This window comes from Psychrobacter sp. 1Y1 (assembly GCF_051847395.2).
Taxonomy (GTDB): domain Bacteria; phylum Pseudomonadota; class Gammaproteobacteria; order Pseudomonadales; family Moraxellaceae; genus Psychrobacter.
The window spans coordinates 1,392,633-1,414,183 of sequence record NZ_JBPYDF020000001.1; the positions used below are offsets into that span (position 1 = coordinate 1,392,633).

A 21,551-nucleotide genomic window follows, 5' to 3' on the forward strand; every position below is an offset into this window, starting at 1 on the left:
TACTCTAATATAAAAATATGTCTATATTAAAAGCGCTAACAAGCGGTCATTCGTCATAAGAGGTACACTGTAGAGCCACAATGGTGACGGGTCAATGCTCAGTATTTTGCCGTTTTCTATTGTGCGACCAGTAGCGGTATGATAGAGGTTGGATTTAATTTTTAAATATCTGTTTATAAATAACAACATAGCCAACAAGACGTTTTCAATTCAAGCAATTTATTTTTAGTTAGATTTTGTTTTTAATCTCATTATGAAAGCATTTAGGCAGTAATTAACAAATAAAAAATGCTCAATAAGCCTCAGTCAATCAGTAGCAATTAATAAGTAGCCGTCAATGAATAGTCACTAAATGGCTATTAAGTAGAATAAATAATATTAGTAGAGGGTGTGTCATGGCAGGGTATATTTTAGCGTTGGATCAAGGGACCACGTCAAGTCGAGCGATATTGTACGATGATCATGCGCGTCCTATCAAAATGGTACAACAGCCAACGACGCTGCAAACACCAAGAGCTGGATTCGTTGAACAAGATGCACAGCAGATCTGGCAAACTCAGATTAGCTGTGCACACGATGTTATTAATCGGGCAGGACTGCTTGCCACTGACGTTACCAGTATCGCGATTACCAATCAGCGCGAGTCTATTGTGATGTGGGATAAGCAAACTGGCAAGCCACTGGCTCCCGCCATCATTTGGCAAGACAGGCGTACCGCAAATTACTGTAAGACGCTCGCTGCTGAAAGCGCTAGCAATAGTATGAATGACCCTGTGCATCAAGGCGTTGATAGCGTCAACATGGCACATGAAGTTCAGCGTATTACAGGCCTGCGTTTAGATCCGTATTTTAGTGCCAGTAAGATTGCTTGGTTGCTCGAAAATAATCCTAAGCTGAGTGTGCGAGCCAGCAAAGGTGAGATAGCAGTCGGTACGATTGATAGTTGGCTGATTTATAAGCTCACAGGTGGGGAGCATGTCATTGATGTGACCAATGCTTCTCGCACATTGTTATTTGATATCCATAAGCTGGCGTGGTCAGAGGCACTCTGTGACCGATTTGCTATACCTATGCATATATTGCCTAAAGTACTATCGTCCGACGGTGATTTTGGCAAAACCAAAAAAGGTCTGTTTGCAAAGCAAATACCCATTCAAGCAGTATTGGGTGATCAGCAAGCAGCGCTCTTTGGACAAGGTTGCCTTGATGCAGGTATGGCCAAAAACACTTACGGTACAGGCTGTTTTATGCTAATGAATATTGGCCAACAGCCAAAGTTGAGTGAGCATAAGCTACTAACCACCATCGCATGGCAACGTAAAACGTCACCAATTCGTCCAGACAATTTATCATTTGACCAAATCGTACAGTCAGGCAAACGCATGCTACAGCCGCCCAAAAAGGAAGTCACTTATGCCCTAGAGGGCAGTGTATTTATGGCAGGGGCTATCGTTCAATGGCTGCGTGATAATTTGGGTATGATTCAGCAGAGTAGTGATGTCGAGGACCTAGCCCGTCAAGTAGACAGTAGCGAAGATGTCGTTCTATTACCTGCTTTTACTGGACTGGGCGCGCCTTACTGGCGTTCGGATATCAGTGCTAGCATTACTGGTATGAGCCGCGGCACTACTAAGGCACATATTGCACGCGCTGCATTGGAGGCCGTTGCTTATCAAACCTATGATGTGCTTATCGCTATGCAAAAGGACAGCCCTCATCCTTTGACTGAGCTGAGAGTAGATGGCGGCGCTGCAAATAATGATTTACTCATGCAGTTCCAAGCAGATTTGTTAGGTGTTCCAGTATTACGTCCTAGAGATACAGAGATTACGGCAAAGGGCGCAGCACTCCTCGCAGGACTGAAAACTGGGCTATATGACGAATCGACCATGAAAGCTTCATGGCAGGTAGATCGCGTGTTTGAACCAAGTATGTCGACTGATACTCGTGAGCGACATCTTGTTAAATGGCAACAGGCTATCAAAAGGTCCCTGATGCCGTTATAAAATTGATTTACTTAGTAAATTTATTGTGATCGTACATTTATAATTACTCAAAGTATGAGGCTGCCGTACACAAGTGTGATAAAGATACAGGCTGTAACGCAAGATAATCGCAACACGGACACAGTTTACAAAATCGGCCTATCTGTCTTTACCTATAAATTTTTATACTTCAATTGGATTTAGTAAGACCGCTAGTTTTTAGCAGATAAATAATTCAATAAATAATAAATAATAAATAATTTAAGGACAATACTATGAGTAACCATGATGCTATCGATCGCAGTGAAGTAAAACATATGTCAAAAGAGACAAAAGAAGATTTAAACGCAGACATTATTACCGGTGAGCCAGGCTCGCATCCAGTAGGTACAGGTATCGGCGGTGTAGGCGGTGCAGCAGCAGGTGCAGCTATCGGCACAATGGCAGGTCCACTAGGTACGCTAATTGGTGGTGCTATCGGTGCTATCGTTGGTGGCGGCGCAGGTCATGCAGCAGCTGAAGCCATTGATCCAACTCACGAAGAAGCGTACTGGCGTGCAGAGTACGCAAATGCAGATTATCATAGAGAAGAATACGATTTCGACCGTGACTTGCATCCAGCATATGCAGTTGGTTATGCGAACCGTGCTCGTTATCCAGTAGATGCTCGTTTTGAAGATCATGAAGCAGATTTAGAGCGTTCATGGCACGAAGTAAAAGGCGAGTCTCGTATGGAATGGAACGAAGCGCGTCAAGCATCACGTGATGCATGGAACCGCGTATCATAAGAAATTTTAGGTAACTAATAGAATGGTTAGGCAAACATCTTGGCAGCCAATGCATTTAGTAATTAGCTAACATTAGAGGTTGCTATACCATTACCTAAAATAGATTGATTGTATGTCTAGTTCTATTACTAAATCTACTTATCAACATTTATGCTATTTTAAAACTTCCAAGGCTTAACTTTGGGAGTTTTTTTAGGCATAAAATTTGCAGCGTATACACATACGTGAATATTATGTACTATAATAATGAGAACGATGGGGAATATATGAGTAATAACACTGAAGGCAATAAACAGTTTTATATCGCAACGGCAAACTTGCTGAACTTTGCGAACCCTAATCGAACTTATTATGAAAATGCGCCAGCTTATAACGATAAAGCCTATGAACATAAGCTGCGAGGTCTTACAGATTTATTGGCTAAAGCGCATGCTGACATTATCGCAGTACAAGAGGTTTGGGATAGTGATGCATTAGAAGCGCTGGCTGTTTCACTAGGTTTCAAGCCCGAGCATGCGGTCATTCCACTTGCTAGTAATGATAGCGCTAGTATATACACCAAAGGCATGGGTGCACAGAATACACCTGCTGTCGGTATTATCAGCCGATTTGAGCAGTTAGAAACCAGTTTGCTAAAAGATATAGCACCAAAAGCCATTATTGATGTACCTGATATTGGTCCTTATCAACGCTTCAACCGTCCTCCATTAGTGTTACGTGTTGACGCGTACGGGCAGCCCATTACAATTATTACAGCGCACCTAAAAAGCAAACGTGCTTTTTTCTTACGCGACGAAAATGGTGACCTATTAGAAGACATGGACGATCCGAATATTCGAGTTCGCGCCAAGCTTCGTAGTTTATGTATGCGCGCGGCAGAAGCGGCCTCTATCCGTATGTCTATTATAGAGCGATTGCAACATACCCGTGAACCATTGATTCTATTGGGCGATATGAATGATGTTACAGGTAGCGTGACTACTCAGTTGATGACAGAAACTGGGGAGGTTAATTACGATAAAAGTATGCGTGATGTTGCACTTTTTGATGCTGCTCGTATTCAAGCACGGTATGGTTGGATGAAAGATGTCGCATACACCCATATATATCAAGGTATTCCAGAAGTTATCGATCAGCTATTTGTCTCTGAAGAGTTTTTGCCTGATAGTAAGTTTTCACTTGGTCATGTTGAACGAGTCGATTATTTTAATGATCATTTGAAATGGGACTATGACGATAGAGTGACCGATCATGGTATTATAAGGGCGAAAATAAAACTCAATGATTAACTTTATAAAATTAGACGGTTAGCTCTATTAAATTGCTGATCGTAGTATTATTTTTTAACCTATTCATGTCCCTTGCTTGATAATGTGCAAGCGTTTATGATGCCTCTGCATTGAACATAGTAGTGACCATACAGGCTTTATATTTTAGCCAACAGTTAACCATTCTTTATCTAAGGATAATTACTATTCAATGAAGATGTTATTTATAAAATAGGGCGTAACATTAAGAGATTCACAATGAGTGATAACAAAGACGAAAAGATTGAAGATGTGTTGGTAGATTCGGAATTGGCAAAAAAGCTTGTACCTAATAAGTTTAAGTTTACTAGCCAACAAGGCCGTGCACGTCGTCAAAAACTATTGGCTGGTGCCAAAAAATTGAGCGAAACACATGCTATTAACGATATTACGTTAGCAGCTGTGTGTGAAGAAGCAGGCATACCAAGAGCGTCTGCTTACCATTTTTTCCCTAATATTGAAGCAATATTTTTAGCATTGCGTTTTTTGAATGCGATTGAAATATTAGAGATGGTAGAGACGGTCGATATTGGCAACTATGATAGATGGCAAGGGTATCTAACGGCGCTTATCGATCGTTGTATTACGATATTCCATAACGATGAGACAAAAGCCAAGCTTATCTATGACACTAATACACCTGATTTTGAAGGTGACAGCTTTGGTGAAGATATGGATCATCAAATCGTTGATCTGGTCTATAAGCGCTTGTCAGAGCGTTATGAGATGCCAAACTTCCATGATATTCAAGATACCTTGCTGATTGCTTATAGCATCGTAAATGCTATCTTTACGTTGTCTTATCGCCGTCATCAGAGTATTACTGAAGAGTATATCCAAGAAGCAAATACAGCATTTATTGCTTATTTACGTTGTTACCTACCAGAAAAGTTGCCACGTAAAAACCGCTAATTGAGCTTACTTTAAACATAAAAAAGCCGACAAATAGGTCGGCTTTTTTATGTTTAGTTTTTAGTATAGGACTGGAAATAATACAGATTAATATCTCTAATAAAACAGCGACTATTCTAACGGTTAGACGTCAAATCTTGTCCACGGCAAGTATCATCGCTCGCATCTAAAGGCGAGTACTGCTTATGATAACTGACTATTGACTTCTCTAGCGCTACATTGGTCTGTGAGTCATTTGCATTGACGTAAGCTTCGCGGGCTTGTTCAAGCCAGCGATCGGCCATACGAAAATGCATACCAGATTCGCGCCAGCCTCGCGCACATTGATTGGTTGCTGCCCAAATTAAAGCCACTTCACTAAATGCCATCTCACGTGGTGCTGATGTTATGCCATCGCCGTCTTTAAGCGCGCTTAAAGTTGCCCATAGATCAGGACGCATTAAAGCAGAGGTAGACGGAATATCTTGATACAGGCTCAAGTCTTGTACCGTATCATTATCTAGCGCTTGCAATATAGGCTCTGCCATTTCTAACGCAACTTGACCCGCGGATGAGCGGCTATTCATACTGTCTTGATGAATGGCATAGTTCAACCACGCTTGCGCTTTATAAGCGAAATACTGTTGATCTGCTGTCTTGTCTTTCTGTTGATAAGGTTTTGACTGCGTGACCATGCAATTTAACAGGCGCTGTTGTTCGCTTTGATATCTATAAGAGCGTGCTTGAGTCTGACTATCATCGCGGCAATATTCACCCATGCTAGTTGAGTGAGCCACTTGGACAGTCTCACTCTTAGCTAAAGCTGGCTGCATAAAGGTTAACGAAAATAAAGCTGATAATGTAACGCATACTGAGCGCTTGAAAGGTGCTGCATTGATGGCTGAATCAAACATGGTGTAAACCTTATGTTAAGGTAATAAACGTTGGTATTATTTACCATTACTAGGGCTGACTTAGTTGTTTATCGAATGACAAAATAACTCATCATAAGACAAGCATGATACTGTCATAAGATTGTACTTACGACAGTATCATTAGTATCAAATAATTAAAATGCAGAATTGCTGCTTAGACGTTGGTTCTTACGTGGGTCTTCACGTTTAAATAAGTCTTCATCGAACTTAAAGCGCAATCTAAAGTAAGCACCTTGCTGAGTACTGTCGTCATAAGCAATATCTTCATCTTCAAAGCCCATGAAGTTATAACCAAGTGATAACCAAAGGTTGGTCATTGGGCTATAACCCACTTCTGCACCAAGCATATAAGCTAAGTCATTTGCCTGATCATTCCAGTAAGTACCTGCTTGCAATCCAATATCCCAGCGCTCACTAATATCATAAAGACCGCGGCCATAAACAGCGTGAGCCGTGTTATTGCTGGTTAAGCTGTCTGCTTCGTATTCTGTATACTTACCAGCATAACGTCCAGACAACGTCAACGGACGCGTAGGATGGTAATTACCATTCCATGACCAAACCATGGTGTCTTTTTGATAAGCGTCATCGCCAGTATTATTATCATCCAAACGATATTCGAATTTTGCAAGCATATCTAACTGATTGCTATCGTAGTCACGATACGCAGCACCTAGCTGAAAACGATTGATAGTGCGATCACCGTCACTATAGTCAGTGCGTGAATAGATGTCTTTAGCTAAGAAGGTAACCTCATCGGTATAGCGATAGGCGATACCAGCACTACCAAGTAGCGTATCACTTGTTTCACCCCAACGTTTTTCAAAACGTCCTGATGCCTTATAGTTCTCTTTGGCAAGATATTCAACACCGATACCTGCCGCTGTTGCAGTGTTGCTTTCTTCACCTTCCAGAGACTCGACACGCTCAAATAAAGTATTTAAAGTTAGACCTTCTTGAACATACCACTTGTTTTTTAGACCAATGGCTGCTTCTGCTTCGCGTGCACTGATGGCATCGCGCATACGGTATTCGCTATAAACCTTACCATCTTTCATGTAAGTCGCGTCAAAACCAACAGTGGTACGTTGACGCTCATCTGTATCATCAAGACCATAAGTGCCAGATAGGCTATTAATCAAATCATGACGTGCGTATAGTCGTCCTAGATTTCCGAGCGGTGTCTCACCACCAATAGAAGTCGCATTACGTGAGCTGTTTTCGATATCTTGCTCATACTCTGCAAATACCAAGCTATCATTCAACTTAGGTAGACGAGAGGTAATACGAGCACGAACAGTCGTGCCTTCAATATCTTCTTCAGCGTTACTAACACTGCTTAACGCTGACTGATTGATAATGTCATCATTAAACAAAGTGTCGTCTGTAATATCTACAACGTCTGTCGCGGCTTGAGTATTACGTGAGGCAGCAGTCGCATCTTGTTTGTAATAACGAACCCCAATTTCACCAACGATGTTTTCGCTTAAACGATGCTCAACGCTTGCTTGCACGCCTTCGCGGCTAGCGTCAGTAGTATGCTCTTCTGTGCGTATACCTTCTAACTTAAGAGCAGTTTTCTTATCATTTAGAGTATGAGTAACCTCTACACCAGATTCAGTACGTCCAGCAGTAAGCGGTGATGCACCAGTGACAAAACCTTCATCAGCATCATTATAATAAGCTTTGGCAAGCGTATTTTTCTTATTATCAAAATCAAGCTCAATACGTAGTGCGTTACCTTCAACATCACTATCAGTCAATTCTGTCGCGTTGATTTGATTACTTGACTGAAAATTTGGATTCTCAGCTTTGTTCATCGCATATTCTGCGACTAGCTTTAGCTTATCATTGAATTTAACAACACTATTAACACTAACCAACTCTTCTTTGTTCAGTGGGTCATCGCTATTTACATAGCTACCACCGATGGCGACTTTATCCGTCAGTTGCTGCTTCGCGGCAATACCACCGACGAAGTAATCTTCACCGCCTTCATCTACCTCTACCGTGACACGGATATAGATAGGATTGCCCTCGATGTCTTGACTAGCAATCGGTGCCGTCAAGAATAAGCTGCGGCTGATAGGGTCAATCTCATAATCAGCAAAGCGAGTAAGCGTCTCACGATTGATAATCAACCCAGGGTTGTTGGCGTCACGAGTAATAACTTCAACCGTTTCAGAGTTTTCTAATACCGCATCGAAGTTCTCAGCCAATGGATATGGGCCTGAAATACCCAAACCGCGAGTCTCATTTACACGTTGGCTAGTACTGGTCTCTGCTAAAAAGGCAGTAACACGAGTATTGCTATCTTCAAATTGAGCTTTTAGACCAGTTAATGTACGGTTATATTGACCAAGTTTGATACCTTCGTCATCATCAATCTGAGTTTTCAAATCACCATACATAGCGAACGAGCGACCTTTATCAAGGCGCACATAGAGCTTGCTGGTTGACTGCGCGTCAAAACCTTTGGCTGAAGAGTCGCCGTAGACCGGATAGTACTCACCAGGCTCGATATCACGGAACAGGCGCTCGCCTTTTTTATCGCTGTCATAAGCGAGCGTTAATAAATAATCACCACGTACTTTGCCTTTTAGGAACATAGCGGCGCGGCCTGAAGCGGCATAATCGTCATTACCTGATATCTCATGAAGCTCTTCTTCAAAAGCGCCTTGAGCGTCAGTGATTTGACCGCCATCAAAGTCTTTAAGCGAGATCGCACCTTCGACAATACCGACCGCGATCAGCGGACGTAGCTGCGCGGTAAACTGTAGCGGAATCACTTGTTTTCTGCTACCGGTATCGATGACCAGCTCGCCTTTACCCGGTACGCTTGGCGCGGTGACGGGTATCAGTAGCTCACCACCATTGACGGTAATCTGGGTGCCTGCCGCTTCTTTACTACCGTCTTTTAGGTTGATACGGCCGATATTGGTATCGATAGTAATCGGCGTAGAGGCGACATAAGGACGACCATCACGATCCTTTAGGCTGATGACGATTTGATATTCACTCATGCCATCGGCTGGGACTAAGCTATCTTGAGTACGATAGTCAATCGCTTGCAAGCTATCTGGCGTCAAGACGTTGATCGTCTGCTCAGAGATGACTTTGCCATTGACGTCAGTCGCCACGCCGCGCAAGGTGTTGCTGCCGCGCTTCAAATCAACCGCGTAATAGTCAAAAGCAGTTACTTTTTGCTTTTCTTGCTCGGCGGTTTTACCGATTTGCTGCTCTGATACGGCTTTGCCATTAGCATAAAGGGTAAAGCTGCTGCCTAGTGGCGCTTGTACTTGTACCATTTGCTTATAGCTGCTGAGCTGCTGGCCTTCGCTTAGATTAATAAAGGCAACATCGTTAGTCGCAACCTCTTTTAGAAACTCTTCGAGTACTTTTTCTTTCGGTTGGGCGATAGTATTGACTTTTAGGTCGATACGTTCGTTAGCTGGACTGACCATCTCATTGACGATAGCTGAATCACATTGGATACCTTGATCTAGCGCGTCGTTAGACTTACAGCCGCTGGCATCGACGTTGTCATCGTAATCGCGATCGTAGATAGGCTCTAGATCTAGCTTGCTCTTAATCGCTTGCTCAAGCGCGTTATTTTTTGCGCTGATAGACTTACTACGAGCGATGAGCTCTTCGTTTAGACGATCAGTGCTATCACCCATACCGCCGACGATACCGAAATCGGCACGGTGTAGCTCACCGTATTTTAAGTCAACAAAACGGCTACCGGCGTCACCTGCATTGCGATTGCTTTGGGTGACGAGTTCGGTGTCTCTAGGTATGGTTGTGCGGTCGACTTTTAACACGTGCGTCTTAGCACTGACGCCATAGAAGTTATATTTACCTTCAGGGTCGGTGACGATGAAGTTACCGTTTTCCATATAGATGCGCACGCCTGCGACGCCAAGCTCGCCGTCTTCTTTTTGCTGGATGCCGTCACGGTTGATATCGTGGTAGACCTTACCGATGATGATACCATCAGTATTCATAACACCGCGGCTGACTTCGATGGGCCACTGTGCCTCTATTGAAGTCAGTACTGATCCACCAGTTTCAGAGTTGAGACCCTGTGCGATGGCGCGGTTAATACCGTCGCCACCTAAGGCAGAAGAGCCAATCAAGACACGATAGGTGACTGTTTTGCTTTCATTAACTGCCAGATCACCCAAACCTAAGATTTGATACTTGCCTTCTGCTGTGAAGTCATCTGTTTTAGCGTTATCAACACGCAAGCTACCAGCCACATAGTCAAAGCCACGTGGCATCGCGTCTTTTAACTCAACATCATAAGCAGTAGATTTACCATCGTTCTTGATATTAATCGTATAGTTGACATAGTCACCTAGCTCAGCAGTTTTCACATCACCTTCTTTGGTGACCTGTAGCGTAGGGGAGGTATCGTTTATGACGATGGTTGTGCTGAGATCTCGGTCAATTTTATTGAGATCAGACGCGCTAGGTTGCTCATCCAATCCGACAGAGGGGGCAATACATGCGTCTAGGGTAGCCGTCAGCGTGTCGCCTTCTAGCGTCTGAATAATGGCATCATTAATTGCATTTGCATTATTTTGCGTAGGGGCGTCTAAGCGATATTTACCCGTGTTCACACCGGTTTCGATAGCTTTTAGTGAATAAGTGTCACCAGTTCCAACTGGTGGATTGGCTGACTTGATGGTGACCCATACTTGGTCTTTCTCATCGCTTTGCAGGTTACATTGTGCAAAGCTGGTTTCGAGATAGACGTTTTTGCCAATTTGTGAAGAGGTTGGCTCACTATCGAAAGCTTCGTTTTTGAAACCGATATCTGGTTTGACAATGACCAAGCTGTCAGTGGCTATGACTTCTTTTAGTGATGGATCCTCGGTGACCACAGCACCAAGCTGAATCTCGGCAGTATCACCGTCCTGAGCGTTGGCGTCAGACAGTGCTTGGACAATGAGCTGAATGCTCTCACTCTGTCCTAGCTTGATTTGGGTGCTTAAGTTATCAAGTAACAACTGCTGATCATCACCATCGACGATACCGTTATTATTTAGGTCTTGATAGACTTTGATATTGGACAATGTGTCAGGCACGGTCAAAGTCAAATCGATAGTCTGATCGCTATAACTGGTATTCTTTAGGACGTTGACCCAGTTTACGGTGGTACTAGGCTCTACCGTTTGAGTGGCAGGCTGAGTCAGTTCGATGCCATACTCAGGTAGTGCAGATGCTTTGACTTGGACTTTATTAGAGTCAGACTTTAGAGTGAGATTTGTTTGGTTGTTGACGGTGTAGCTGGCATTTGCGACGTTGTCGATCAGCCGTAGCACTGATTGAGAGGCTGCTTGTGCAGTATTCGATTGCATAAGCAACATGGCCAATGTCAGCGTAGAAATCTTCGCTGTACATCCTGCAGTACGTTTGAACGCTGTCATAGTAGGCTTAGTCATAAGTTGCTTATCCAATAAAACATAAATGATGGACTAAATGGAATGCCTCTAACTTAACCAAGATAAATAGCGTTAAGTTAGAGGATGTCTATAAGCGTCAAGTGACACTTATAGAGTTCAAAAAGGTAGAATTTGAGCTACTTTTGAGCTACTAAGGGTTCACTTTAACCGCAAAGGTCAAGTTGGCTGAAGCACCAGATGCAAGAGTACCCAGATTCGTGGTGACTGCTGCATCGCCTTCAGAGTCAGTACCTAGACCTGCAGTAGAATTTGTTGAGCTTGTAGCATCAGTGTCGCCAGTATAGGTCGCTTGAGTGCCCCAATTACTGGTTTTATCCGATACCACAACATTATTTATAGCCGTATTGCTGACATTGGTAAACGTATTGGTTGCGGTGATTTGATAGTAGATACAATCGCCTGGTTGAGCTGTAAAGGTAGCAGTCGTACTTGAGCCTAATGCACCTTCATAAGTACCGATATTGCCTGTACACTGAATTTGTAAGGCGGCTTGCTTAAGTAGCGTAAGGCCTTTAATAGTTGTAGTATTTTGAGCCGTATCACTAGAAGCGTCTGTACCTGTAGAGGTCACTGTCAACACGTTAGTATCTGAGTCATCAAGATTGGTGTTGTCACCAACAGAGTCAACAGTGTAACGAATTACAACCGCCTCGTTTGGTGCTAGAATCACGGTATCAGGAAGTTTATATTGACCCGTTTTAGCATCAACAACCTCTAGAGGCTGTTCAACGTTATTGCTATCGACATAGACGGGATTAATAACATCAAGTGGCGTATCACCATTAGGATCGGTAATGGTGATGTTTATTGGACGAGTAGTACCGCCTTCGTTTGCATTACCTGCGTTCTCGATAGTATGACTGTATCCTACAGAACCTTCGACAGGGACTTCTTTAGTAACACCAGGGGTGATCGTCAAGCTACGGTCAACGAAGGTAATGGTTGATGAAGTATCTTGTCCATCAGTACCTGCTCCATTAGCATCATCAGGGACTTTAGGCGTATCAATATCGTCATCAGTACTATCAGAGATATCAAAGTTGCCTTCAGGATTTGGAATTGAAGCATCAAAGTTATCATAAAGAGTGACATTGTTAGTTGCAGTACCCGCTGTGCTTAAGATATCTTCATCAACAGTAACCTCAAATACAACAGAAATACTTTCGCCAACATTTAGTTGAGGTAGAGTACCTTGAAGAGTCTGACGCCCAACTGCTTCAGTTATTGTAAGAGCGCTATCAGGGATAGCAGCACCGCCAAACCTAACTGTTCCTGGCTTGAGCGTCATACCAGCAGGTAAAATATCTCTAAAGACAACATTGGTTGCATTTGCGCTATAGTCAGTATCAACGTTTTCTACAGTAATAGTATAGGTAATGTCATTATTATCAGCATTTAGATTTAAACTAGTACAAGGAGTATTACCTTCACACGTTGCTGATTTCGTAATAGCAAACACTGGTAGTCTAACTAGGGTTTGGTTTTGGTTTGTTAGGGTTGGTGTACCTGTTATCACGCTACTAGTGGCAGTAATATTACCTTCACCAGTATCACCGCCATCTTGATCTGCGTCTGTTGGTGCGTTATAGCTCAGCTCAGCTACCAAACCTGGCAGTAGAGTTAATTCATCATTAGTGGTGGTCAATGTACCAGTCGCCGTAGTACCGGAAACACTATAATTGGTATTCGGGTTCAGGGTTTGTAGTTCTGCTAGCTGCTCAGTAGTCAGTCCACTAACATCGATTGAGTAGCTAACATTTGCAGAATCAAATGTATAATCAGGAGTACCACCAATACTAGTGTCAGTTGCATTTGTGGCGATAGTATAAGTATCGGTAATATTACCCTCGTTGGTCAATAAGTGAGTAAATAGCGTCGAACCACCTGGTGTCGCTTCTTGATTGATCGCAGTGTCAGGACCACTATCACCATCAGTAATATTTACTAGTGAGAAGTTAGGCGTTTCGTTAACATTAACGATAACTTCATTAGATTTTACTGGAAGCTGGGTAACACCACCAACGCTATAGTTTGCTGTTGCAGTGTTAGTGATAGCGACACCATTCTGAACTCCATTATCTGTTTTAGCCGCCATAGCGCCAGTCGAGACGCCCATCAGCGCAGCCACACCGACAGCAAGCAAACTATAATTAAAAGTATTTGATTTCATGTAATGCTCCAGAATTAAGATTAGAAATTGAAACGTTAAAAGCGTGAAGGTTTAATGTCTATTGAACTAATTAACGGTGGTATTAAGAGCAACGGCAGCTGACTTCTTAGCTGGTAGCAACTTAATATTCCAACGCAGAGTGCGGTATTCAGAATATGGAATCTTGACCATATTGCCATCGACTTTACGCATCAGCGGCATATCAGCATAATTCTTACCATCAGTGCTAGCTTGTGCGCTTGCAGGCATCGCATCACCAGTAAATGTCATGTTGGCAGGGATAGGTAACGTTACCATCAAATCATTAATATCTTTATTAATAGTATTGGTATAATTCGCTTTATACTGAATCACAGTACCTGCTGGTGCAGTACGTACTGGTGTATAGACCGTTTTACCTTCCGCATTCTTTATGACTTGATTAGCTGTTAGTTCCATTTTTAGGGCGTCTTCAGCATGTGCTATATTTAGTAAAGAGCTAGAAGCTATAGTGGCCAATAGAACATTGCGTAGAATTTTGAAACGTTTCATATAAAATCCTTTCTTATATCATTGCTATCATTGGGATGTTGATGCTTTGGGCTACAGTGAAACTGTCTATAATTTGATATCAGGATCGTCTGTAAAAAGCGCACATCTTCCCTTTAAGCTATTGTCACGTAACCGATACAAATATTCATTATAAAGACGACAAATGGTAATTCGAGGTAGCTAAACGGTAAAAGGCCCTGTCTAGGTAGACAGGGCCTTTTCTGGTTAGAAAGAAGATTAGTAATACTTTAGAGATGCAAGAAATAATAGCTACTGAGTGTCCATAGTCGTGCCATATTTAGTATTAAAATATAGCGTGGCTTTGGTAGGAGTTGATCCAGTAGGTTTGTTTAAGTTAAACAGCTCAGAGGTAATAGTACCTGTCGGTAGAGTTGTGCCAGTATAGAGAGAAGTAGGATCTCCTTTAGGAACTGGCAAAGCGAAAACAGAGGTTACCAAGTTGGTTTGCGACTTTACCTGTAATTGATCGTTGATTTGAATATCTTTCAAATCAACATGACCTCGATTATAAGCTTCAATTCTATAAGCAATACATTTTCCGGGTTCTATGTCTTTTATTTCTGCAATACTAAATGCAGGGGTTTGAGAAGGTGTACCAGTAGTACCGTTAAAGTTTGTATTGATATTACAATTATGGACATATTGCGATTTAATAAGCACTAAAGAGGCGTTATTCGCTTTCACCTCACCAAAATCTAAATTGTCATATATGTATGTGCCATTAGTAAGTGTTACTTCTCTAGTATTAGCAGTGCTATCTACACTATAATCCCATGAGGTTGGCTCGGTTTCCACTAAGCAGGCTCTGGTTGGCAATGCATCTGGTTGAACAGTAAAACTGTATTTACCTGCACTTGATACTGTTTGTGGGTTAGCTGAGCTTGTAACAACTTTAGTGCCGTTACAGTTTGTTAAAGTAACTTGTAACGCACTGTCAGATATTCCAGACTCATTGCTATCTAAGATGCCATTAAAGTAAGCACTATTTGCAGTAAAAGTGCTAGTAATATTCCGTTCAGTAGACTCTGCAGCAGTAATGCCGCCATTATCGTTGAAGACGATGCCTGAGAATGTATATTGAGACGGTGTGTTAGTAACGTTACAAGTGATTTCATCACCGTAGCTTACATTATTTATCGCAAACGTGCGACGCGTACCAGCCTCGTTAATTGACATCTCGCCACTGCTAAAGACCACATCAGTACCAGTGGTTGCGTTTGAACAAACATAAGTGGTCTGGTAGTCAAGTAAGTTACCATTTATGATGTGCTCAGAGACCGTATAGTTAACGCCCTCGGTCAGGGTAGTGACTGTGGTTGTGTTGTCAGTGACTACATCATTAGATCCAGTCGTTGTAAAAGCTTCTACAAAGTCATTATTATCCGTGCGCCGCAGTTCGATACGGAACTGATCATCACCTTCCACGCGGCTACCATCTAACAGTTTGTTCACGATAATCTTCGGTGGTGCAAGGCAAAAATAGAAATCTGAATAGCCAACAGAGTGTGTACTAGTTAGACCCCTATCACTTCTAGTATTGCGATGCTTGAGAACTACAGGAGAATTGGCTGTACTGTAGGGCCATGTTGCGTCAATATTACATTCATTCACAGAACAGTTTCTTCCTGCGCGGCCTGTCACTTTACTATTATTAGTAATTTCATGAAAGTAAGGAAAATATGTTAACCGACCGTTATTAAATGCTTCAGCTTCTTCTATATAAGGAATTTGGTTAGAACTTCCAGTTGAGTCTAAGTCCTGTATTTTGTAACCAATCTTACTCACAGAACGATCTACTTGAACTGTTAAACTGTGATTGGTTTTAACGGTCGTAGAAATATGCGATAAGGTGATGGCTGAAGACGTAACACCATTTAAAGAATCATAAAAGGGTGATTTACTTCGCCCATTACCAAGATATATATCTTCTATATCTGAAAATGAAATCGTAAATACTTTACTGCCTGAGTTTTCATTAAAGGTAAAAGTACGTAATTCCTCTCCACTCTTCCAAGATGATAAACTTGGAGCTGTACTAGCATTATTTGCGATATTGTATTTTTTATGACCCGAAGGGCAGCTTTCCGCACTAAAATCATTAGGTGTAGCAAAAGGGTTAGCAACTGCAAAATTGCTAACCAATAACAGTATCACAAAGCCCATCAGGCTCAGTAGTTGGTATAGATAGCTACCAGAGGTACGTGAACTGACTAAATCTAAAAAGTGTTGAGCTTTATGCATGGCACCATTTCCAATAATTAGAATGTGTGAAAAAGTATGAAAAAAAACGTTACCAAAAAATACTTCTCCTACAATATTATTACAGATTGACTACATATTAGCATCCAATAGACGACAGTCGGTAGTTTTCACGGTTCCGATGGCAACACCTTAGTGATATTTAAATAGGGATTTCACAAAACACTTAAAATTTTTTCATTAGAAAGAGTAAGGCACGCCAGAATTATGTGCATCTGTGCCTAAGAGGTGTTATCGATAGCGTATATGTGTCCAATGGCGTATTAAGTTTACGGCAAGCCTATAATTATTTACCTAACAACTAATCATTATTTATTTAAAAAATACTTGTTATTTCATCATTTCTCTACAGCCATAAACAACTTAACCGTAAACGCTTATAATGGAATGTCATAGTCAAATAATGATTAAACGAATAGCTATAGCATTATGACGATTTGGCAGGTGTGTTGATTTGATACACTTGTCGATATGAGTAATACTATTTTTATAATCAAGCTGTATATCATCGCATAAATCAAAGGAATGCTTGGACATAGCAGGGACGTGGCAAGTAAACCAATACCTCATCACATATTATTTAACAAAGCTCTGCCTGATAGACAGGCATGACTGATATAAAAGGACTAACAAGAATGAATTATTATAAGGATGCTGATAGCACCGAAACCCAAGAGTGGCTGGCAGCCTTTGAATCTGTGGTCAAACACGCAGACAAGGATCGTGCTCAGTTTCTCCTAAAAGCCTTATACAATATGGCAGTTCAAGAAGGACTGCCGTTCAACAGACTAGACACTGCGTACGTCAATAGTATCGCTGTTGAAGACGAGCCAATGTACCCAGGCGATCTAGGCATGGAGCGTAAGATACGTGCGCTAATTCGTTATAACGCACTTGCCATGGTCATGCGTGCCAATAAAAACGACGATGATCTAGGTGGTCACTTAGCGACATTCGCCTCTAGTGCAACACTTTATGAAACAGGTTTTAACCATTTCTTCCGCGCCGCTAGCGATCATTTCGGTGGCGACATGATTTATTATCAAGGTCACTCAGCCCCAGGTATCTATGCACGTTCTTATCTAGAAGGTCGTTTGACCGAAGATCAGCTCGATAACTTCCGCCGTGAAGTAGGCGGCAAAGGTCTATCAAGCTATCCGCATCCATATCTCATGCCGGATTATTGGCAGTTCCCAACCGTATCAATGGGACTTGGTCCAATCATGTCTATCTATCACGCCCATGTACATCGTTATATGGAAAACCGTGGCTTGCTAGAAAAAGAAGGCCGTAAGATTTGGACATTCTTGGGTGATGGTGAGACTGATGAGCCAGAAAGCTTAGGTGCAATTTCTCTCGCTGGCCGTGAGAAGTTGGACAATCTAATATGGGTAGTTAACTGTAACTTGCAGCGTCTTGATGGTCCAGTCCGTGGTAACGGTAAAATCATTCAAGAGCTAGAGTCAGTATTCCGCGGCGCAGGCTGGCGAGTCATCAAAGTCATTTGGGGCGGTAACTGGGATTCATTACTTGGTAAAGATCATACAGGCGTGCTTAAACAACGTATGGAAGAAGTGGTGGATGGCGAGTATCAGTTATACGAAGCGCGTACGCCTGAATTTACTCGCAAAGAATTCTTTGGTAAATATCCAGAGTTAGAAGAAATGGCAGATGCGTTGACTGACGAAGAAATCTCACGTCTAAACCGTGGTGGCCATGATCCAGTTAAAGTTTACGCTGCCTTTAGCGAAGCGATGAAAACCAAAGGCCAACCAACGGTTATTTTAGTCAAAACCGTTAAAGGTTATGGTTTGTCTACCCAAACGCAAGCCGTTAATAAATCGCATCAGGTCAAAAAGCTTGATCAAGAAGCGTTGATGTATTTCCGTGATCGTTTTGATTTGCCATTTACTGATGAGCAGTTAGAGACTCTACCGTTCTACCGACCTGAAGAAGGTTCGGCGGAGATGAAGTATCTTAAAGGTCGTCGTGAGTCGTTAGGTGGTCATCTGCCAAACCGTCGTAGTGGTCACATCCCACTGAATATCCCTGAACTATCAATGTTTGATCGGGTATTAAAAGGCAGCAATGGTAAAGAGCAGTCTACGACGATGGTATTTGTACGCTTACTATCTGCGATGCTTAAAAACAAAGACATCCAAGATCGCGTCGTACCAATTGTACCTGATGAAGCGCGTACGTTTGGTCTAGAAGGTATGTTCCGTCAATTGGGTATTTACTCGGCTGTTGGTCAAAAATATACGCCAGAAGACAGTGAAGCGTTGATGGGCTATAAAGAGGCTATCGATGGTCACATGTTAGAAGAAGGTATCAACGAAGCAGGCGCAATGAGTACTTGGATTGCATTGGCAACCAGTTATTCTGTGAACGCATTACCGATGATTCCGATGTATATCTATTACTCAATGTTTGGTTTCCAACGTGTGGGTGATTTGGCTTGGGCGGCAGGTGATTGTCAAGCACAAGGCTTCTTATTAGGCGCAACTGCTGGTCGTACGACACTTAATGGCGAAGGCTTACAGCATCAAGATGGTCATTCACAAATTCTGTTCAATGTCGTGCCAAACTGTGTCAGCTATGATCCTTGCTTTGGTTATGAGCTAGCTGTGGTCATGCATGACGGTTTACGCCGTATGTATGGTGAAGGCGAGCGCGTTTACTATTACTTGACGTTGATGAACGAAAACTACGAGCAACCTGCTATGCCAGAAGGTGCCGAAGAAGGTATCAAACGTGGTATGTACTTGCTTGAAGACAATGGTTCAACACAGGTACAGCTATTAGGCTCTGGTGTTATCTTACGCGAAGTACAAAAAGCGTCACAGATACTAAAAGACGAGTTCAATATTACGTCTAACGTCTGGAGCGTAACCAGCTTTAACGAGCTGACTCGTGACGGTATGGTTTGTGATGACTACAATCGTCTACATCCAATGGACGAAGAGAAAGTGCCTTGGGTTACTGAGCAATTAGCACCGCACGAAGGTATCGTGGTTGCAGCGACAGATTATATGCGTAACTACTCAGAGCAGATTCGTGCTTGGTTACCAGACAACCGTCCTTACACGACTCTAGGTACCGATGGCTATGGCCGTTCTGATACGCGCGAAAACCTACGTAGTTTCTTCAACGTTGATGCTGCGCATATCGTTGTGGCAACGCTTAAACGTCTAGCCGATGAAGGCGAAGTTGAGATGCGTTTGGTTAAAGACGCGATTTCAAGCTTAGGTATCGATGTGGATCATCCACCTGCATGGCAACAGCAGTCTTACTATGATCAGTCTCCAGATGCACCAGCGCCAGGTAACGTAAATCCAAATCCTGTACCTGAATTTATCGCTGAAGACGATGATGAAATCAGTAATGAAGGCCGTGCTGAAGATCAAGCAGATGCAAACGTACTTGATGATAAAGATGTCAAATAATAATAACCATAAGACGAGGAAATAAATCATGGACATTAAAGCCCCCGATTTAGGTGTTGATAGCGCCGAAGTCAGCGAGATTATGGTAGAAGTTGGTGATGTCATCGCAAAAGACGACAACATCGTATTATTAGAATCTGACAAAGCATCAGTTGAAGTACCAAGCTCTGCTGCTGGTAAAGTGACTAAGATTAGTATTGCTATCGGTGATCAAGTCAGCGAAGGTATGGTACTAATTGAGCTTGAAAGCGCAGATGACAGCGCAGAAAGCAATGATAATGCTGCTGCTGAAGAGCAAGAAGCGAACAGCACAGAAGATGTTAAACCAGAATCGAAACCTGAGCCTGCTGCAACTGAGTCAAAGCAATCAGAGTCTACTGCCAAGCCAGCCACTAATGCTGGTAAAGCAACTACTCATGCGCTACCTGATTTAGGTGTCGATGAAGCACAAGTTTCTGAAATCATGGTTAGCGTTGGTGATACTGTTAGCGCTGAGCAGTCGATTTTGCTAATCGAATCAGATAAAGCATCGGTTGAAGTACCAGCGCCAGTTGCCGGCAAGATTGAGAAAATCTTGGTCGAAGCAGGTGATATGGTTGCTAATGGTCAGGACTTTATCGTTATCATGGCAAGTGGTACAGGTGATGCTAGTGATAGTGAACCTGAAGCGCCTAAGCCACAAGAGTCAGCCCCTGCCAAAACAGAAGATAAACCAGCTACTAAAACCACTGGTGAGCCAAAACAAGCTGCCAAACCGACCAATACTGATACAGCTGCTAGCAAAACAGAGGGTAAGTTAACTGAAGCACAGGTCAATGAAAAATTGGTTGATGTGTATGCAGGTCCTGCCGTTCGCAAACTAGCGCGTCAGTTAGGCGTTGATATCACAAAAGTGAATGGTTCAGCTCTAAACGATCGCATTCTAAAAGAAGACTTGTTTGCACATGTTAAGAGCAGTCTAACCAAGCAGAAAGCGGCACCTGTGAGCAGTAATCCTGTTAGCTCAGGTCTACCGAAACTGCCTGACATGAGTAACGCGGAGATCTGGGGTGAGACAGAAACACAAGACCTCAGCCGCTTGCAGAAAGTCTCGATACCACAGCTCAACTACAATACTTTGCTACCGCAAGTAACGCAGTTCGATTTGTCTGATATCACTGAGACTGAAAAACTACGCGGTGAGCTAAAAGGTGGTATGAAAGCTGAAGGTGTTGGCTTCACTATCTTGGCATTTGTGGTTAAAGCTACTGCTTATGCGTTGACCCAACATCCACGATTCAATAGTCATTTGAGCGATGACAATACTCAGGTTATATTGCGCAAAAGCGTCAATATGGGTATTGCTGTGGCAACAGATGATGGTCTTATCGTACCGGTTATCAAAAACGTACAAGATAAAGGTCTGAAGCAAATTGCGATTGAGATCGGCGAGCTTGCTGTAAAAGCTCGTGATAAGAAGCTCAGTACCAAAGATTTGCAAGGGGCAAGCTTTACTATATCGAGCCAAGGTAACTTGGGTGGTACGGCATTTACGCCATTAGTTAACTGGCCACAGGTTGGTATTTTAGGTGTCTCTGAAGCAAGTATGCAGCCACGTTGGGATGCTAAAAAACAAAGCTTTGAGCCACGTTTGATGCTGCCACTGTCTTTGTCTTATGACCACCGTGTGATTAATGGCGCAGACGCTGCTGTATTTACTCGTTATATCGCAACGCTATTGGCAGATCCACGTCGTATCTTGATCTAA

The 21,551-nt window shown here is 42.6% G+C and carries 11 protein-coding genes; 6 read left to right on the plus strand and 5 right to left on the minus strand.

Annotated features, from left to right (window positions below):
* Positions 1 to 395 precede the first annotated feature (395 nt).
* The 4 genes from glpK (at position 396) to ACS8FA_RS19920 (ending at position 4,992) form a co-directional block, all read left to right on the plus strand.
* Positions 396 to 2,006 (plus strand): glycerol kinase GlpK, encoded by a 1,611-nt coding sequence (glpK, locus tag ACS8FA_RS19905; RefSeq protein ID WP_439264987.1) that lies wholly within the window; start codon positions 396 to 398, stop codon positions 2,004 to 2,006.
* Between the two features lie 254 nt (positions 2,007 to 2,260).
* The gene (locus ACS8FA_RS19910) at positions 2,261 to 2,773 is read left to right on the plus strand and encodes a hypothetical protein (protein WP_057759401.1); all 513 of its coding nucleotides are present in this window, start codon (positions 2,261 to 2,263) and stop codon (positions 2,771 to 2,773) included.
* Positions 2,774 to 3,039: 266 nt separating this feature from the next.
* The gene (locus ACS8FA_RS19915; protein ID WP_439264985.1) at positions 3,040 to 4,062 is read left to right on the plus strand and encodes an endonuclease/exonuclease/phosphatase family protein; all 1,023 of its coding nucleotides are present in this window, start codon (positions 3,040 to 3,042) and stop codon (positions 4,060 to 4,062) included.
* Between the two features lie 237 nt (positions 4,063 to 4,299).
* Complete coding sequence (locus ACS8FA_RS19920; RefSeq protein ID WP_057759404.1) at positions 4,300 to 4,992, plus strand: TetR/AcrR family transcriptional regulator; 693 nt, start codon at positions 4,300 to 4,302, stop codon at positions 4,990 to 4,992.
* Positions 4,993 to 5,108: 116 nt separating this feature from the next.
* On the opposite strand, the gene ACS8FA_RS19925 is transcribed toward ACS8FA_RS19920, so the two are convergent.
* The 5 genes from ACS8FA_RS19925 to ACS8FA_RS19945 form a co-directional block, all read right to left on the minus strand.
* On the minus strand, positions 5,109 to 5,885 hold the full coding sequence (locus tag ACS8FA_RS19925; protein ID WP_439264983.1) for a hypothetical protein: 777 nt from the start codon (positions 5,883 to 5,885) through the stop codon (positions 5,109 to 5,111).
* A 155-nt stretch (positions 5,886 to 6,040) separates the two neighbouring features.
* Positions 6,041 to 11,356, minus strand: coding sequence for a hypothetical protein (locus tag ACS8FA_RS19930; protein ID WP_439264981.1), 5,316 nt, complete (start codon positions 11,354 to 11,356; stop codon positions 6,041 to 6,043).
* A gap of 151 nt (positions 11,357 to 11,507) precedes the next feature.
* Positions 11,508 to 13,547, minus strand: coding sequence for a hypothetical protein (locus ACS8FA_RS19935; RefSeq protein WP_439264980.1), 2,040 nt, complete (start codon positions 13,545 to 13,547; stop codon positions 11,508 to 11,510).
* 66 nt (positions 13,548 to 13,613) lie between these two features.
* Positions 13,614 to 14,078, minus strand: coding sequence for a hypothetical protein (locus tag ACS8FA_RS19940; RefSeq protein WP_439264978.1), 465 nt, complete (start codon positions 14,076 to 14,078; stop codon positions 13,614 to 13,616).
* A gap of 270 nt (positions 14,079 to 14,348) precedes the next feature.
* Positions 14,349 to 16,340, minus strand: coding sequence for a hypothetical protein (locus ACS8FA_RS19945; protein ID WP_439264976.1), 1,992 nt, complete (start codon positions 16,338 to 16,340; stop codon positions 14,349 to 14,351).
* 653 nt (positions 16,341 to 16,993) lie between these two features.
* On the opposite strand from ACS8FA_RS19945, the gene aceE reads away from it, so the two are divergent.
* Complete coding sequence (gene aceE, locus ACS8FA_RS19950) at positions 16,994 to 19,804, plus strand: pyruvate dehydrogenase (acetyl-transferring), homodimeric type (RefSeq protein WP_102094735.1); 2,811 nt, start codon at positions 16,994 to 16,996, stop codon at positions 19,802 to 19,804.
* 28 nt (positions 19,805 to 19,832) lie between these two features.
* Complete coding sequence (locus ACS8FA_RS19955) at positions 19,833 to 21,551, plus strand: 2-oxo acid dehydrogenase subunit E2 (RefSeq protein ID WP_439264973.1); 1,719 nt, start codon at positions 19,833 to 19,835, stop codon at positions 21,549 to 21,551.

Bases quoted from the DNA above. Each gene is read 5' to 3' on its own strand.
- glpK (WP_439264987.1), top strand. From the start codon at position 396: ATGGCAGGGTATATTTTAGCGTTGGATCAAGGGACCACGTCAAGTCGA.
- ACS8FA_RS19910 (WP_057759401.1), top strand. From the start codon at position 2,261: ATGAGTAACCATGATGCTATCGATCGCAGTGAAGTAAAACATATGTCA.
- ACS8FA_RS19915 (WP_439264985.1), top strand. From the start codon at position 3,040: ATGAGTAATAACACTGAAGGCAATAAACAGTTTTATATCGCAACGGCA.
- ACS8FA_RS19920 (WP_057759404.1), top strand. From the start codon at position 4,300: ATGAGTGATAACAAAGACGAAAAGATTGAAGATGTGTTGGTAGATTCG.
- ACS8FA_RS19925 (WP_439264983.1), bottom strand. From the start codon at position 5,885: ATGTTTGATTCAGCCATCAATGCAGCACCTTTCAAGCGCTCAGTATGC.
- ACS8FA_RS19930 (WP_439264981.1), bottom strand. From the start codon at position 11,356: ATGACTAAGCCTACTATGACAGCGTTCAAACGTACTGCAGGATGTACA.
- ACS8FA_RS19935 (WP_439264980.1), bottom strand. From the start codon at position 13,547: ATGAAATCAAATACTTTTAATTATAGTTTGCTTGCTGTCGGTGTGGCT.
- ACS8FA_RS19940 (WP_439264978.1), bottom strand. From the start codon at position 14,078: ATGAAACGTTTCAAAATTCTACGCAATGTTCTATTGGCCACTATAGCT.
- ACS8FA_RS19945 (WP_439264976.1), bottom strand. From the start codon at position 16,340: ATGCATAAAGCTCAACACTTTTTAGATTTAGTCAGTTCACGTACCTCT.
- aceE (WP_102094735.1), top strand. From the start codon at position 16,994: ATGAATTATTATAAGGATGCTGATAGCACCGAAACCCAAGAGTGGCTG.
- ACS8FA_RS19955 (WP_439264973.1), top strand. From the start codon at position 19,833: ATGGACATTAAAGCCCCCGATTTAGGTGTTGATAGCGCCGAAGTCAGC.